14 protein-coding genes and 1 pseudogene are annotated in these 14,680 nt (G+C 46.8%); 9 read left to right on the forward strand and 6 right to left on the reverse strand.

All coding sequences use genetic code 11. The features are described from left to right. Window positions 1-971, forward strand: a 971-nt coding sequence (rlmN, locus tag WBA89_RS28915) for a 23S rRNA (adenine(2503)-C(2))-methyltransferase RlmN (RefSeq protein ID WP_424411061.1), incomplete at its 5' end; no start/stop codon positions are given. Window positions 972-1,449: 478 nt separating this feature from the next. On the opposite strand, the gene purN is transcribed toward rlmN, so the two are convergent. Together purN and WBA89_RS28925 are read right to left on the reverse strand one after the other, a co-directional pair. Next, on the reverse strand, window positions 1,450-2,163 hold the full coding sequence (purN, locus tag WBA89_RS28920) for a phosphoribosylglycinamide formyltransferase (protein ID WP_424411062.1): 714 nt from the start codon (window positions 2,161-2,163) through the stop codon (window positions 1,450-1,452). Window positions 2,164-2,291: 128 nt separating this feature from the next. Then, window positions 2,292-2,873, reverse strand: coding sequence for a GNAT family N-acetyltransferase (locus WBA89_RS28925; protein WP_424411063.1), 582 nt, complete (start codon window positions 2,871-2,873; stop codon window positions 2,292-2,294). A 59-nt stretch (window positions 2,874-2,932) separates the two neighbouring features. Here WBA89_RS28925 and WBA89_RS28930 point away from each other — a divergent pair, with 59 nt between their 5' ends. After that, window positions 2,933-3,823: a carbohydrate ABC transporter permease gene (locus tag WBA89_RS28930; RefSeq protein WP_424411064.1), complete on the forward strand. Its 891-nt coding sequence runs from the start codon at window positions 2,933-2,935 to the stop codon at window positions 3,821-3,823. Between the two features lie 377 nt (window positions 3,824-4,200). After that, window positions 4,201-4,569, forward strand: a complete 369-nt coding sequence (locus WBA89_RS28935) for a hypothetical protein (RefSeq protein WP_424411065.1) — start codon at window positions 4,201-4,203, stop codon at window positions 4,567-4,569. 220 nt (window positions 4,570-4,789) lie between these two features. Here the strand turns inward: WBA89_RS28935 and WBA89_RS28940 are convergent. Further along, a pseudogene (locus WBA89_RS28940) lies at window positions 4,790-4,885 on the reverse strand (Photosystem I protein); the annotation flags it as partial. 128 nt (window positions 4,886-5,013) lie between these two features. Next, a complete protein-coding gene (locus tag WBA89_RS28945) occupies window positions 5,014-6,060 on the reverse strand; it encodes a lipoyl synthase (RefSeq protein WP_424411066.1) in 1,047 nt (348 codons plus the stop codon). Window positions 6,061-6,254: 194 nt separating this feature from the next. Here WBA89_RS28945 and WBA89_RS28950 point away from each other — a divergent pair, with 194 nt between their 5' ends. After that, window positions 6,255-6,797, forward strand: a complete 543-nt coding sequence (locus WBA89_RS28950; protein WP_424411067.1) for a response regulator — start codon at window positions 6,255-6,257, stop codon at window positions 6,795-6,797. 270 nt (window positions 6,798-7,067) lie between these two features. Further along, window positions 7,068-8,159, forward strand: a complete 1,092-nt coding sequence (locus tag WBA89_RS28955) for a bifunctional heptose 7-phosphate kinase/heptose 1-phosphate adenyltransferase (protein ID WP_424411068.1) — start codon at window positions 7,068-7,070, stop codon at window positions 8,157-8,159. A gap of 225 nt (window positions 8,160-8,384) precedes the next feature. Here WBA89_RS28955 and WBA89_RS28960 read toward each other — a convergent pair whose 3' ends face one another. Further along, window positions 8,385-10,169, reverse strand: coding sequence for a CapA family protein (locus WBA89_RS28960; RefSeq protein ID WP_424411069.1), 1,785 nt, complete (start codon window positions 10,167-10,169; stop codon window positions 8,385-8,387). 669 nt (window positions 10,170-10,838) lie between these two features. Continuing rightward, window positions 10,839-11,057 carry a hypothetical protein gene (locus WBA89_RS28965; RefSeq protein WP_424411071.1) on the reverse strand — a complete coding sequence of 73 codons (219 nt, stop codon included), beginning with the start codon at window positions 11,055-11,057 and terminating at the stop codon, window positions 10,839-10,841. Between WBA89_RS28965 and WBA89_RS28970 the strand changes: the two genes are divergently transcribed. The 4 genes from WBA89_RS28970 to map all read left to right on the forward strand — a co-directional run bounded on the left by WBA89_RS28970 (window position 11,056) and on the right by map (window position 14,282). Then, window positions 11,056-11,913 carry a HEAT repeat domain-containing protein gene (locus WBA89_RS28970; protein ID WP_424411072.1) on the forward strand — a complete coding sequence of 286 codons (858 nt, stop codon included), beginning with the start codon at window positions 11,056-11,058 and terminating at the stop codon, window positions 11,911-11,913. The genes WBA89_RS28965 and WBA89_RS28970 overlap by 2 nt on opposite strands. 52 nt (window positions 11,914-11,965) lie before the next feature. Further along, the gene (locus WBA89_RS28975; protein WP_424411073.1) at window positions 11,966-12,115 is read left to right on the forward strand and encodes a D-galactonate transporter; all 150 of its coding nucleotides are present in this window, start codon (window positions 11,966-11,968) and stop codon (window positions 12,113-12,115) included. A gap of 282 nt (window positions 12,116-12,397) precedes the next feature. Further along, on the forward strand, window positions 12,398-13,477 hold the full coding sequence (locus WBA89_RS28980) for a glycosyltransferase family 4 protein (protein WP_424411074.1): 1,080 nt from the start codon (window positions 12,398-12,400) through the stop codon (window positions 13,475-13,477). A 43-nt stretch (window positions 13,478-13,520) separates the two neighbouring features. Then, window positions 13,521-14,282, forward strand: coding sequence for a type I methionyl aminopeptidase (gene map, locus WBA89_RS28985; protein WP_424411075.1), 762 nt, complete (start codon window positions 13,521-13,523; stop codon window positions 14,280-14,282). Window positions 14,283-14,680 lie beyond the last annotated feature (398 nt).

A 14,680-nucleotide genomic window follows, 5' to 3' on the forward strand; every position in this document is an offset into this window, starting at 1 on the left:
AGTGGGTGCAGCAAAACGGGCAACCCGCTTATCGCGGGAAGCAGTTGTACCAGTGGATTTATGAGAGAGGCGCGCGATCGATCTCTGAGATTTCTGTATTCTCTAAACAGTGGCGCGAGACTGTTGCTAAAGTCCCGATCGGGCGATCGACTATTCATTTGCGATCGGTCGCACCAGACTCTACGGTAAAGTATCTCCTAAAATTGGCAGACGGTCAAATCATCGAAACCGTCGGCATTCCCACCGAAAAACGGCTGACAGTGTGCGTCTCAGCCCAAGTTGGCTGCGCGATGGGCTGCGACTTTTGCGCTACCGGAAAAGGCGGTTTCAAGCGCAATTTAGAAGTAAACGAAATCGTCGATCAAGTCTTGACAGTACAGCAAGATTTCGGCCACCGAGTCAGCCACATCGTATTTATGGGAATGGGCGAACCCCTGCTGAATTTCGATAACGTTGTAGCTGCTGTCAAGTGTTTGAATCAAGACGTAGGAATTGGACAGCGCAACATCACCGTTTCCACAGTCGGAATCCGCAATCGCATCACCCAACTAGCCGAACATCAACTGCAAATTACCCTCGCCGTCAGCCTCCACGCTTCCAATCAAAGATTGCGCGAAGAGTTAATTCCTAGCGCCCGCCCTTATCCTTTGGGCGAGTTAGTGGCAGAATGTCGGGAATATGTGCGATCGACCGGACGCAGATTAAGCTTTGAATACGTACTTTTAGCAAACGTAAATGATTTACCAGAACACGCAGCCGAGTTAGCAACTCAGTTGCGCGGTTTTCAGTGCCACGTCAATTTGATTCCCTACAATCCGATTCAAGAAGCTGAATATCAGCGTCCTACTCCCAATCGAATCAACAATTTTGTTGCGGTTTTGAAGGAGAAGAAAATTGCTGTTAGCGTGCGGTATTCTCGCGGTTTAGAGGCCGATGCAGCCTGCGGACAATTGCGGGCATCTGAGGTTTAGAATTGGAATTTTAACCGCTAAAATTTGTTGTAGGGTGCGTCATAGTGCGTTATTTTAAGCTGGTCGCGCATTTAAGGATCGAAAACTTAATAACTTAAACACCTCCTACAGTCTTCTCTCGTGTAAGTTGCCTTCCTCAAAGGAGGCAGAGCCTCCGGACCTGCATTACCAGGCAGAGCCTGGTAACGAGCAATCACTTAAGTTATTAAATTTTCATTCCTAATTCGATCGCATCCACCGAATCACCAAACCTTGCTCAGAGTAAACTATTGCGTCCATAACCCCCACCGACATCTAAAATAGGTGCTTTTTCCGGTTCGCCCAATTCGGCGCTGGCGGCGAAGACTTTGGCATCGGGACGGCTGCCGAATCAAGGTTCAGGGCGAACATTCAACCAGCTATAATATTTCTCGGCCATAGATGTTCCGGCGAGTCGCTGACTGGTAATTCCGGGACAGATGCCGCGCTGGTGAGGTTTTTAGTCACAATGTTTTTGATGGGATTCGGCAATCAGGGCGATCGCCCCTACCATAATCTTGTGCTCTTGTACCTGAATCCTGGCGTGCAGCGTTTCTGCCGTATCGTCAGGCAAGACAGGCACTGCAGCCTGCATTAAAATCGGCCCGCTGTCTACTTCCAAACGGGCGATGTGCACCGTACATCCGGTGATTTTAACCTTAGCTGCGAGTGCTTGTTCGACGGCGCGAATTCCTGGGAAACTCGGCAGCAAACTGGGGTGAATGTTAATAACTTTGTCGGGAAAAGCATCGAGCAAAACTTTGGTGACGATACGCATCCAACCTGCCATCACTATCCATTCTACATCATGAGCTTTAAAAGTTTTAACAATTTTTGTATCTAATTCTTCGCGGCTTTTGCAATCGCGGTGATTGAGCAAAATCGAGGGAATGCCGTATTTTTTAGCTCTGGTCCCGGCTTTGGCGTCGGGATTGTTGTAAATTAATACTGGGATTTGAACATTAAGTTCTTGGTTTTGGATGGCTTGGGCAATCACCTCGAAGTTGCTGCCACTTCCTGAAGCTAAAATTCCTATTTTTAAGGGAGGATGAGCCGGAGCGATCCTCTTCGTTGGCGCAGCCCCCGTAGGGGCGGGCTTCGCTAACGCAGGAAAGCCAATTTCAGGAGAAATCAGGCTGGCGCTGGAATTAGCAGATACTGGATTAACTGTCATAAGTAGAAGGAAGAAGGACGAGGAAAGAAGGAAGAAGGAAGAAGGAAAAAGACAGACAGAGAAAGCTTTTTAGCAATTCGTATTTTACCTTTAATTAGGTGAATCAACTTAAATGCTATCAAAAATATTCAATGAGATTCTACAACATTATCAAAAAACTCTTCCCTAAGAATCGAATAAATTTTCAGATCCCAATATCTGCCTTTCACAAATAGCTGTTGCCGCAAAACCCCTTCCAATTGCATCCCCACCTTTTCCATCACCCTCGCCGAAGCAATATTGTTAACTTCACATCGAGCCATAATTCGATTCAGCAGCATCTCCCGAAAGCCGAATTCAATAACCGCATTGACAGCCTCGCTCATGTATCCTTCGCCCCAATATTTCGTAGAAAGTGCGTAGCCAATTTCGGCGCGGCTGTGGTTCATGCTCCACTCCACAAATCCGCAAGTTCCGATAAATTTTTCATCGACTTTGTGGACAATTCCCCAATCTACCAGCTCTCGTTTTTTGTACATTTTTATCAGTGACTTGATAAAATATTTAGTATCTTCCAGCGAGGTGTGAGTTGACCACATTGTGTATTCCGACACTTCGGGATTAGAAGCATACTCAAACATATCGTTGGCATCGTTTAAAGTAATTTTTCTGAGCAGCAGTCTATCAGTTTCTATAGTGGGTAAGTTAGATAATATATCGAGAAGGTTCATTTTGAGATTGACCTATATTGTGATATTATTTAAAGCTAAAAGCTAATATTTACAAGCAAATGGTTCGGATTAAATTTGGGCGTTTTAACTGGTTGGACAATGAGTCGATCGCAGCTTGGACTTTCCTCGCGCCGGCTTTGCTGTTTCTGGGTACTTTTTTGATTTGGCCGATCGCCTATTTATTTTACCTCAGCTTTACCAGCGGCAGCTTTACCCAGTCGGGAGTGCGTTTAATTGGTTTGAACAACTACTTGCGTCTCCTCACTAACCCGGATTTTTGGCAAGTTCTCCAAAACACGATCTATTTTACTACCGCCACAGTCATTCCCAGTTTAGTAATTCCTTTGGGTTTAGCAGTGCTGCTAAATCGCTCGTTTGCTTGGCGGGGCGCTCTCCGCACCGCTTATTTTATCCCTTCGATTACCTCTTTAGTTGCAGTTGGCTTGGGTTGGCGGTGGTTGTTTCAAACCCAAGGCCCGGTGAATGATATCTTAATGGCGATCGGTCTAAATCCAATTCCGTGGCTTAGCAGCACATTTTGGGCAATGCCAGTAATAATTCTGCTCAGTGTTTGGAAACAATTAGGCTTTAATATGGTAGTATTTTTAGCAGGATTGCAAGCAATTCCCATAAATCGTTACGAAGCGGCAGAATTGGACGGAGCTAATGCTTGGCAACAATTTTTGTACATCACTTTACCAGGCTTGCGGCCGACTTTAATATTTGCTACGGTGACAACAGCTATTTTTACCCTGCGGAGTTTCGAGCAAGTTTATGTCATCACCGGCGGCGGCCCTTTGAACTCTACTAATTTGCTAGTTTATTATATTTACGAGCAAGCTTTTTCGCAATTTGATTTTGGTTATGCAGCCGCTGCGGCAACTTTCCTGATGGCTGTAGCTTTGATATTAGTTTATGTGCAACTAAAATTTTGGGGCGAAGATGCTTAATACTAAGTTAAAAAAGTCGGGAGCATATCACTTTTGCAGCCAAGCTAGAAATATACAGCATATTCCCGGTATATGCTGTAATTCGACTTTATTTATGATCCTTGCCCTGTAAAGCTTGTAGTCTCGTTCCAAAAACAGTCCGGAGTATTGACAAGACATACTTCTGATAGAGACCAAAAATAGCGGCGATTTGTTATCGTAGAACTGGTATACCAAATCCGGGTATGATACCCCCTTTATGCCTTCGTAAAAGTAGGGTGCGTCGCCCGAAACAATTCTGGCGAGCTCTCGCAACGATTCGGTAGCGACGCACCATACCGCATCATAAAGGGGGTGCGTCACTCTTGTTTGGTATTATAATTTAAAATATTAAAGCTATGCCGAAAAATATTCGCCATCGCGCCATAAAAATCTGTCTTTTGTGTCTGGCTTGCGTTTTAGCAATTGCTGTTGCGCCAATTTTTACGCCCGCTCAATCCACAAGTCAATTAGAGTTTCGCATTACTCAATTAGAAAGTCAAATTTCTGAACTCAGAGGACAAATCTACAGTTTGCAAAATCAAGGTTCTAGAGTTAACAGGCCTCAGTCTCCGAACCCTCCTGGTTCTGGTAAGACCAATCCGAGAAGGCTTTCGGGAGACCCGATGTTTGACAATTTAGCAACTTTGGCGATCGAGACCAAGGAAGACGTAATTAAAATCAAAGAGCGACTCTCGAAGCTGGAGTCAGCAAATTTTAGATTTTAGATTTTAGATTTTAGATTAGGCACTGGCTTTTGGGCCTGTTCCACCCAAAACTCGATCGATTGTGGAACGGGCCCAAAAGCCCGTTCCGATCGCAGTTGCCGATCCCGCCAGCCAAAAACAGGGTTAAGTGCAGGCGGGAACAGCGGCTGCTAACAGTCAAATTGCAGAACTACTGGATGATATGGAAATAGTAGCCTGCAACGAGAAAATTGATACCTAACAGCAACAGAAACCAGGCCATCCGAAAGGTGTAAGGCGGTTTGCCCGTTTTCATAACGGAGTCAGAGTTTAATTGATTCTTCGCTATCTCTGCCATAAGTCAAAGTCCAAATTTATTTGTTGTCACTCTATTCACAAATAGCAGAGAGCGTCGCACATCAGCACACTCCTCTAGTGTTATTTTTTGTAACTAGGAGTTTCTACCCGGTGGAATAGAGATTGCTTTCAATCGCTCTCTCCGGCGTGGTACGAACTGCGGACGAGAGGCCCCGATCGCACGCGCTCAAACCCCATCTCTCTGGCGATCGACCCAAAACGGTCAAATTCGGCCGGAGTCCAGTATTTACGCACTGGGAGGTGTTCTAGAGATGGTCTCATGTATTGACCGAGGGTGAGCCGATCGCACTTGGCATCCCGCAAATCGGCCATCGCTTCGACAATCTCGGCTGCAGTTTCCCCGTGGCCCAACATCAAACCGGATTTGGTGGGAATAGTTGGGTCAAATTCCTTGACAATACGGAGAACGCCGATCGAGCGATCGTACTTAGCCCCCCTCCGCACCGGCCCTTGCAACCGCCGCACCGTCTCAATATTGTGGTTGTAACAAGCCGGCTTCGCCTCTACCACCGTCCGAATCCGCTCTCGCTGCAACTCATCGAGCTCGGAATTCTCCCCGTCGGAGGCACGCACGGGGAGGGCGGGCACGGGGGCACCGCCCCTACCGATTCTTCCCCAAAAATCCGGGGTCAGGAGGGCGGGCACGGGGGCACCGCCCCTACCGATTCCTCCCCAAAAATCCGGCGTCAGTACCTCAACTTCAGTATCCGGGTTTAAGAGGCGGATTTGGGCGATCGTCCTTGCAAACCAACCCGCACCCCCATCCGGCAAATCGTCCCTCGCCACCGAAGTCAGCTCCGCATAGCGCAAGCCCGACAATTGCACCGCTTCCGCCACCTTTTGCGGTTCCTCCGGGTCTAGGGGCATCGGAGAATGACCTTTATCTACTTGACAAAAAGCACAAGCGCGCGTGCAAGTTGGCCCCATCAACAAAAAAGTCGCCGTTTGTTGGGCGTAGCACTCGCCCCGGTTGGGACATCTGCCCTCCTCGCAAATCGTGTGAATTTGCCGCTGTTTAATAATTTTCTGGACTTGGGAAAGTTCGCTAGCTTTGCCAAGAGGCCGTCGCAGCCATTCCGGCATCGCTTCGATTTCACCCCGCATTTGGGCGGCAGTTGCTTTGACAGTAGGAGTTTGAGGAGTCTGGGGCGACATAAAATTTAAGGGCGATCGAGTTAATGTCTTAGATCCTATCCGAAATCAAAGTCCCTGAACTTGTAGGAATACAACCCCAAATCAAAATCGCGCGATCGTTGCAGCAAAACAATATTGCCCAGAATTCTGGCTAGAATTCTCTTAGGGATATACTAAAGGATGCGAATCATCACTCATTACTGAAGGAGTCAGTCGTGGCTGGTCAAAAAATCTTGGTAATCGATGACAGTAAAGTCATCCGAGTTCGAGTCCGAGAGATGTTGCCCCAAGGTAACTTTGAAGTTCTAGAAGCAAAAGACGGCGAAGAGGGACTCAAACTGATCCGCCAAGCCCGCCCGAATCTAATTATGTTAGATTTCCTGCTGCCCAAAGTCAGCGGTTGGGAAGTGTATCAAAAAGTGCAAGCCCACGCCGAGCTTTCCAAGATACCTTTGGTGATCATGTCGGGTCGCGAAGAAGAGGTGATGGAAAAAATTCCCAAACCCTTCGAGAAACATTTTTTTGCATTCATCGCCAAACCCTTTGAGAAGAAGCAGCTAACCGAGGCGATCAAATCGGCGATGGTACTGGCCAAAAAGAAACCAGTGCCCGAAGCCGCCGCAGCATCAAGCTCAGGAGCGGGCGCTGCCGACATTCAGGCGATGACCCTGAAAATGGCAAAAATGCAAGCGGAAATTGATGCACTCAAAAAACAAATGTCTCAGGTGATTGCGATTATCAAGCAAAAATTGAAATAATTATGCTGTTTTTTGAAGGCACTTATGTAGGAGGAAACTTCTACACCGTGAAACTTTGTTTTGATTTTTGATGCAATTATTTGCAAAGTTTGTTGAGCGAGTGCGATCGCCTGCATCCTGCAACGAGTTTCTCACAATCAAAGCGAGACAGTCAATTAAAAGTTAAAAATCAAACCAGGGAGGAAATCAATTATTAATCTTTATTAGGATTTTTAACTGCTGCTCGTCCCCTGCTCAACAATCAACTCCTCAGTCTCATTTTTTTGGTTAATGACTAACGACTATTCCGATTTTTTGCCTCAACTGCGTGCCTCAACAGAGCAATTATTGAAAAGATTAGACTGCTTCGATCGAGCGCAGGTATTAGCGATCGGAGATTTGACCTTGGACGAGTTTCTTACCGGACAAGTAGAGCGAATTTCCCGCGAAGCACCTGTGTTGATTTTGCGCTACGAAAATACTCGGCAACTACCCGGAGGTGGCGCAAATGCTGTCTACAATTTAGCCAAACTGGGAGGCAAAGTCAAAGTTGCCGGTTTGGTAGGAAAAGACGACCAGGGAAAGGCTTTGTGCGGTATTTTTGAGGCTGCGGGAATTGATACGGGCGGGATTTTCATCGATTCGCAGCGTCCGACTGTCACCAAAACTCGAATTTCCGGGCACGCGCGACAGTCAGTGACTCAGCAAATTGTCCGAGTCGATCGCAAATCTGACGAGTTGCCGGATTTAGACTTGCAGTTGCAATTAGCAGACTACATCCGGCAGCAAATCCCGACAGTAGATGCCGTGGTTTGTTCCGACTACGGCGACGGAGTTTTGACCAATTTGGCGATCGGATCGGCAGTAGTTCCCGGCAAAACAATCGTAGACGCTCAAACAGATTTGCAGCGATATTCTGGAGCAATGCTGTTTACTCCCAACCTGCCCGAAGCCGAACAAGCAGTCGGATATGCTATCAAAAACCCTCAAACTTTAATGCAGGCAGGACGCGACTTGTTGAACTTAACTCAAGCTCAAAAAATCCTGATTACTCGCGGCGAAGAAGGGATGAGTTTGTTTGAAAGAGCCAAGGGCGAAGCCATCAAAAACTCACCCCCTCCAACATCGACTTGTGAAAACGGGGAATTTGCCATTCAAAGCTGGGATATTCCCCCTTTTAACAAGACAGATGTATTTGATGTAACCGGTGCTGGAGATACAGTAGTAGCAGCAATGACTTTAGCTTTGTGCGTCGGTGCATCCGGTTGGGAAGCGGCAGTTTTGGGCAATTTAGCGGCTAGCATTGTCGTGCGTCAATTCGGTACCGCGACGACGACAGCAGACGAAATGAAAGAAGCTTTGAAAGCAATGAGTTTTGACTAGGCAGTTGGCAGTTGGCAGTTGTTAGTTGTTAGTTGTTAGTTGTGAGTTGTTAGTTGTTAGTTGTTAGTTGTTAGTTGTTAGTTGTTAGTTGGCAACAGTCAACAGTCAACAGTTAACAGTCAACATTCAACAGTCAACAGTCAACAGTCAACAGTTAACAGTCAACAGTTAACAGTCAACAGTTAACAGTCAACTGCCAACTGCCAACTGCCAACTGCCAACTGACTACTTACTCTTTTTCAAAATTTGTCCCTTGTTATCAATTGTCAAATCTGTGTTGGGAAAATCGCTCTTTGTCAAACGGCGAATCAACCCCACACTCCTAAAATCTTTATCCACAGACGGAATACCTTTGCTGTCAAGTTCGACGGGGATAATCTTACCAGAAACAAAATCCCCTTGCGGATTCATTTTTACATCCAAAATCAGAGATTGACCAAGTGCTCCGGCTGTAGACAAAGTGCGATAACCCATGAAATTGCCCAGGGAATAAGCAATCAATTTCCCCTTGTAAAGTTCCAAAGCTCTGGTAACGTGCGGGCCGTGTCCTAAAATCAAATCCGCTCCCGCATCAATCATCGTCCGCGAAAACACAACCATATTTCCCCGGTTTTCTCCGTAAAAGAACTCGGTTTTATTTCTCACATTCTGAGCTCCGGTTCCTTCAGCTCCAGCATGAACTGATATCACTACAATATCAGCCTTTTGCTTCGCTTTTTTGACAACTTCTGCTCCCGCTTGTAGTTCCAGCAAGGAATTGTGAACTTCGCCGTAGTTGCTGAAACCGATAAAAGCAACATTCACGCCCTTGACATTTTGATAAACAATTTGGTTTCTTTTGCCAACTGCTTTCATGCCGTTGCTGTCGATGTTTTTGATCGTGTCCTTAAATCCCTGCTCGTGAAAATCGTAAGAGTGATTGTTGGCCACATTCAAAATATCAAAACCAACATCTTTGAAGATTTTGGCATAACTCGGAGGAGTCCGAAAGGCAAACAGCATTCCTCCGCCCACTCCTTTGGAGCTGTAAGGGTAATTCGTCATCGTGCTTTCAAAATTGCCAAACAGAATGTCGGCTCCTTGAAGGTACGGTTTTACCGATTTAAATAAACTATCTTTATTTGCCGGCAGTTTGTTGTAGGGAAAATTGGTGCCGGGGATGATGTCGCCAACGGCTTTGATGCTGACTGTTGCGGGGAGATTGACGGGTTTTTGTGCTGCCGGGGAGGGGGGTTTTGGAGCTGGTTCTGGTTTGGCTGCGGGCGCTGGCGCTGGTGTCGATTCCCTGCCCGATAGCTTTACTTCGCGCACTTTTGGTACTGCAGGCTTTGATGCGATAGGGTTAATGGTGGGGGTGCTTGAGGATTTGTAAAATTGAGAACGGAAAACAAAGCCGGATACCGGCACGAGAATCAGACTCAGAATACCTACTGACAGCCAAGGGTTTTTAGTTTTGGTGCGGGCTAAGTTTGGCCGGGGCGATGGCTTTTGCTGCCGTTGGTTTGTGGGTTTGGGAGTTGGGGTTTTCCGTGGTTGGGGCGGGTTTTTTTCTGGTCTTTGAGCGGGCGCTGTTGTGACAACACTGTGAGTTTTTTCTATGGTTGGCAAAGTCACAGGAATTGGGGCTGTGCGTACACTGGCGGAGGCCGCAGGAATTCGGGCTGCGGGTACGCTGACGGGTGCGGGTACGCTGACGGGTGCGGGTACGCTGACGGGTTTTTTAAATTCTACTGTCTGAGTCCAAGCGGGCAGTTGTTGACCGATCTGCCGCCCGTATACTGTTAGGGAGTAAATGTTATTTGGTTGCAGCCGCTGCAACCCTTTGACTGCGACTCGCAGACAGGCTGGTTCTGCGGGCAATTTTTCTGCTTCTAGCAGCAGGTGCAGGGTGTCATTTTCCAGGCTGGCTTTAGCTGTGACGCCGAAGCTGTGGAGTGCTTGGCCGATCAGAAATGCGATCGCCCTTGGGTCGCCTTCTTTTGCTAATTTTAAGATGTCTTGTTGGCTCACAAATGCCTCTACTCTCACACGAAAAAGTTAGTTCTATCTTATATCAGATTTTGTGAAACAGGATTAAATACCGATCGATCTAACTTAGCTAAATGAGTACAAATAAACATAGTGAAAATATGCGGTAAATCCGCCAGAAATACAATCAAAAACCGGGTTTCTGGTTGCCGCTACAAATCCTCTGCGTCCAAATGGCTGCCCAGACGAAGATAAAAGCGATCGCGACCGGTGCGGCGAAACGGTTAAACTCTGGCTGGCGGGACGCTATCTGTCAGAAATCGACGGCAAGCAACAATCGCCTCAGCTAGGTGTAGCAATGGACTTTGCGGATGTCGCCTCCGCCTCCGCCGGCGTTATTGAGGCAATTGTACGATCGAGAATTCGATCGCTGCCGTCTCCACCGAAGATTTTTTTGTGAGAAGGCGTGCTATTTGTGAGTTAGTTGGGCGCATAGCAGCTAGGATCGAGCTAACTCAAGGTTACGGTTACACTAAAGCTCGTCTCGCGGCGTTGCCTCTCAAAACCCCGATTGAGTCCTATGGCGCACTACCGCTCCACTCTATGTTTATTGACCTGTATTGCTTGTCTGGGCGCTGCCTTCAGTCCAACTGCGGACGGAAGGCAACAGACTCTCAATGCGTCCTACCGGGCTGTTTCCCAAGAAATTGCTCAGGCGGACGATCGCCCGGACGATCGCCCGGACTCCAATTCTCCAAAACCCTCTCCAGGGGCCGATAAAAACAAATCTAAGCCGTCCAAACCGCCAAAATCCAATTCCAAAATTCCCAAATCAATCTCCAATCTAATCGTCATTTTGTCTCGCCAGCGGGGATTGTTAGTGTTGGGTTTGGCAGCAGTTGTCATCACGGCAGCGGCAGTATTTATCATGCTGAAATTAGTTAGCAACGACGAGTCAAATAATTCTAGGCGAAGACGGGGAAGAGGCGATCGCCACAACCCTAGAAACTATCGACCCACCAATCCCAATCCTCAGAGAAACTCTGGCCCAATTGGACACCGAGATGTTTCTTCTGAAGAACCAAAACTGCCGCCAGTATTGCCCGATCGTTTGGATTTTTCAGCAGGCTACAGTCTCGACAACAGCGATCGACCTTTACCGTTTATCTTAGAATCTGGCCCATCGGAATCTGAGGGTGCAGGGGTGGACGGCGATCGAATTAATGCCGGCAGCGGGCCCTTGGAAACTAACAGCAACGGCTACAGCGACACAGGTTTCAACATTCCCGAAACAACTAATCGAGCTTATTCGCTAGCGAGTCAGAACCAAAACAGTTATTTTCCCGAAACTGGCGATCATCGGCTTAAAGTTGATATTATTGAAGAACTGATTGAAGATTTGCAGCACTTAAATCCGGCTCGCAGGCGCAAAGCAATTTGGGAACTCGGCCAGCAGGGAGATTCCAGAGCAGTTGAGCCGCTGCTGGATTTGCTAGCAAGTTCCGACTCAAACCAGTACAGTTTAATTTTGGCAAGTGTCTCGGAAATTGGGATTCGCACGCTCAAACCCATGAATAATGCCTGGTCAATTTCCCTGCAAAATGAAAATCCAGAAGTGAGGAAAAATGCGATTCGCGACTTGACTCGAATTTACGAAATGGTGAATCAAATCAGTCATTTATTGCACCGCGCGACTGACGATCCAGATCCAGAAGTTCAGGAGACTGCTCGCTGGGCAATCAATCAGTTGAATCGCATCCATCCTCGTTCTGAAAAAGATGATTAGTCATTAGTCATTAGTCATTAGTCAATAGTCATTAGTCATTAGTCAATAGTCATTGGGCATTGGGCATTGGGCATTGGGCATTGGGCATTGGGCATTGGGCATTGGGCATTGGGCATTGGTAACAACAGTTAACAGTCAACAGTTAACAGTCAACAGTCAACAGTCAACAGTCAACAGTCAACAGTCAACAGTTAACAGTTAACAGTTAACAGTTAACAGTTAACAGTTAACAGTCAACAGTCAACAGTTAACAGTCAACAGTTAACAGTCATATCATGTGCGGTCGATTATTAATAACAAAAACGGTCGGCGCTACGAACGAGTTTTATTCCGGTCAATCGAACAGATGCGATCTGAATGCAGTGCGATCGCGAACTCGTGACAGCACTGCAATCGGACAAATATTATTCCGATGCAAACCGAAACGTTACGGCGATCGATCCTGTGCTAAAATAAATGACTGATGACTAATGACTAATGACTAATGACTACTAATAACTCTTTAAAATTATTGTTTCTATCAACATCTGTCGGTCAACTCGGTTCGGGGTTGGGCGGCGGAGTCGAACTTACAGTTCTGAATATTGCAAAAGAATTGCACCGGCGCGGTCATAAAATCACAGTTGTAGCACCAGTCGGTTCAGTCTTAGAATCAATTCCAGTAATCGAAATCGCGGGGGATTTGCAAGTAACTGCCCAAACACAAGATTACAATGATTCTATCGTGATGCCCGCCGATGCTGTGCTGGCGAATATGTGGGAATACGCGCGCCAAGTTCAGGATGAATGGGATGTAATTGTTAATTTTGCCTACGATTGGTTGCCGTTTTATTTGACACCTTTTTTTAGGACTCCGATCGCCCATTTTATCAGTATGGGCTCTCTGGTGCGATCGCTCGATCGCATCGCCGAACAAACCGCCGCCCAATTTCCCGGTACGATCGGAGTTTACACCGCTTCCCAAGCCGAAACCTTTGCCTTTGCCGCAGAATGTCAGTTGTTGGGAAGCGGCATAGATTTATCGCTGTACGAATTTTGCAGCCAACCACAATCAAAATTAGCTTGGCTGGGCCGCATCGCCCCGGAGAAAGGCTTAGAAGATGCAGTGGCGGCAGCAAAAATTACAGGCATTCCCCTAAAAATTATGGGCAAAATGCAGGATGAGGATTATTGGCAAAAAATTTGTGCAGATTACCCGGATGCTCCGGTAGAATATTTAGGGTTTCTGACAACAACCCAAATGCAAGAACAAGTGCGCCAGTGCCGAGCCTTGTTGATGACACCGCGCTGGGTAGAAGCTTTTGGAAATGTGGCGATCGAGGCTTTAGCGTGCGGTGTGCCCGTGATTTCCTACGCGCGCGGGGGCCCCGCCGAAATTGTTCGAGACGGCGTGACGGGCTTTTTAGTGGAGCCTGACAGCGTAAATGGCTTGGTAAGCGCGATCGCCCGAATCGACCAAATAGACCGCAGCGCTTGCCGGCGACAAGCAGAGGTAGAATATTCTTTGGGTGCTTTGGGCGATCGATTTGAAAGCTGGTTCAAATCTATTCTAAAATTGAGTTAAATAAACTCTTAATCGACCACAAAAAAAGACAAAAAAAACAACTATGGCAACTGAACGTTTAGTGCTTTTATCGAGCAGAGAAGTGGAAAAAATGCGTCAAGCAGGCCGCTTAGCAGCTCAGCTTCTGTTGCATCTCGAACCAATGATTAAACCAGGAGTTAGCACCCTCCAAATTAACGACGAAGCCGAACGTTGGACTGTAGAACGCGGAGCAAAAAGTGCTCCTTTAGGTTACAAAGGCTTTCCAAAATCTCTGTGCGCCAGCGTCAATGAAGTAGTCTGTCACGGCATCCCCAATGCCAAACAAATTCTCAGAGAAGGCGACATTATTAACATAGACGTAACCCCCTTAGTTGACGGTTATCACGGCGATACTTCTAAAACTTTTTTTGTGGGAAAACCTTCACCAGTAGCTAAAAAATTAGTAGAAGTAACCGAAGAATGTTTGAGAAGAGGAATTGCCGAAGTCAAACCCGGTGCTCGTACCGGCGACATCGGTGCAGCAATTCAGGAATATGCTGAAGCACAGGGTTTTTCGGTAGTGCGAAATTTTGCCGGACACGGCGTGCACCGCGTTTTTCACACCGAACCGGAAATTTTGCACTACGGGAAACGGGGCACGGGAAAAAAACTCAGAAAAGGCATGGTTTTTACCATTGAACCGATGATTAACGAGGGAACTTGGGAAGTAGAAATATTGGGCGACGGTTGGACTGCAATCACTAAGGATAAAAAACTTTCTGCTCAATTTGAACACACCCTAGCCGTGACAGATTCCGGGGTAGAAATTCTGACTTTACCGTAGCAATCATTAACAAACAATCTCAAAAACTCACTCCTAAATCAATAATTAACCAGAGCCCGTAGGGGCGGGTTTCACCGACAATATCTAACGATTATCAACAATCTAGATCAACCCGCCCCGCCACTTCATCGTCCTGCATTCATCTCTCTATTGTCTTCCTCTGTGTTCTCTGCGCTCTCTGTGGTTAAATCATTCCGATGCAACCACAACCGATAACCCACATCAACCTGAAATTTGCCTCGAATTCGACAAGGTAGGTTTGTATTTATGGGTAGGTGGGGTGGGTTTGCGAGATTGTCTGTTGCAGTCAGAAATTATCTGTAAAACCCGTTCCGACGGAATTACGATCGATTCACCAAACACGATATAATACCAATTTCATAAAGTAGCGCTAGATA

Source organism: Microcoleus sp. (genome assembly GCF_049646505.1).
GTDB lineage: Bacteria > Cyanobacteriota > Cyanobacteriia > Cyanobacteriales > Microcoleaceae > Microcoleus.

Bases quoted from the DNA above. Each gene is read 5' to 3' on its own strand.
- WBA89_RS28970 (WP_424411072.1), top strand. From the start codon at position 11,056: ATGCTGAAATTAGTTAGCAACGACGAGTCAAATAATTCTAGGCGAAGA.
- WBA89_RS28930 (WP_424411064.1), top strand. From the start codon at position 2,933: ATGGTTCGGATTAAATTTGGGCGTTTTAACTGGTTGGACAATGAGTCG.
- map (WP_424411075.1), top strand. From the start codon at position 13,521: ATGGCAACTGAACGTTTAGTGCTTTTATCGAGCAGAGAAGTGGAAAAA.
- WBA89_RS28945 (WP_424411066.1), bottom strand. From the start codon at position 6,060: ATGTCGCCCCAGACTCCTCAAACTCCTACTGTCAAAGCAACTGCCGCC.
- WBA89_RS28980 (WP_424411074.1), top strand. From the start codon at position 12,398: ATGACTACTAATAACTCTTTAAAATTATTGTTTCTATCAACATCTGTC.
- purN (WP_424411062.1), bottom strand. From the start codon at position 2,163: ATGACAGTTAATCCAGTATCTGCTAATTCCAGCGCCAGCCTGATTTCT.
- WBA89_RS28925 (WP_424411063.1), bottom strand. From the start codon at position 2,873: ATGAACCTTCTCGATATATTATCTAACTTACCCACTATAGAAACTGAT.
- WBA89_RS28955 (WP_424411068.1), top strand. From the start codon at position 7,068: ATGACTAACGACTATTCCGATTTTTTGCCTCAACTGCGTGCCTCAACA.
- WBA89_RS28935 (WP_424411065.1), top strand. From the start codon at position 4,201: ATGCCGAAAAATATTCGCCATCGCGCCATAAAAATCTGTCTTTTGTGT.
- WBA89_RS28965 (WP_424411071.1), bottom strand. From the start codon at position 11,057: ATGATAAATACTGCCGCTGCCGTGATGACAACTGCTGCCAAACCCAAC.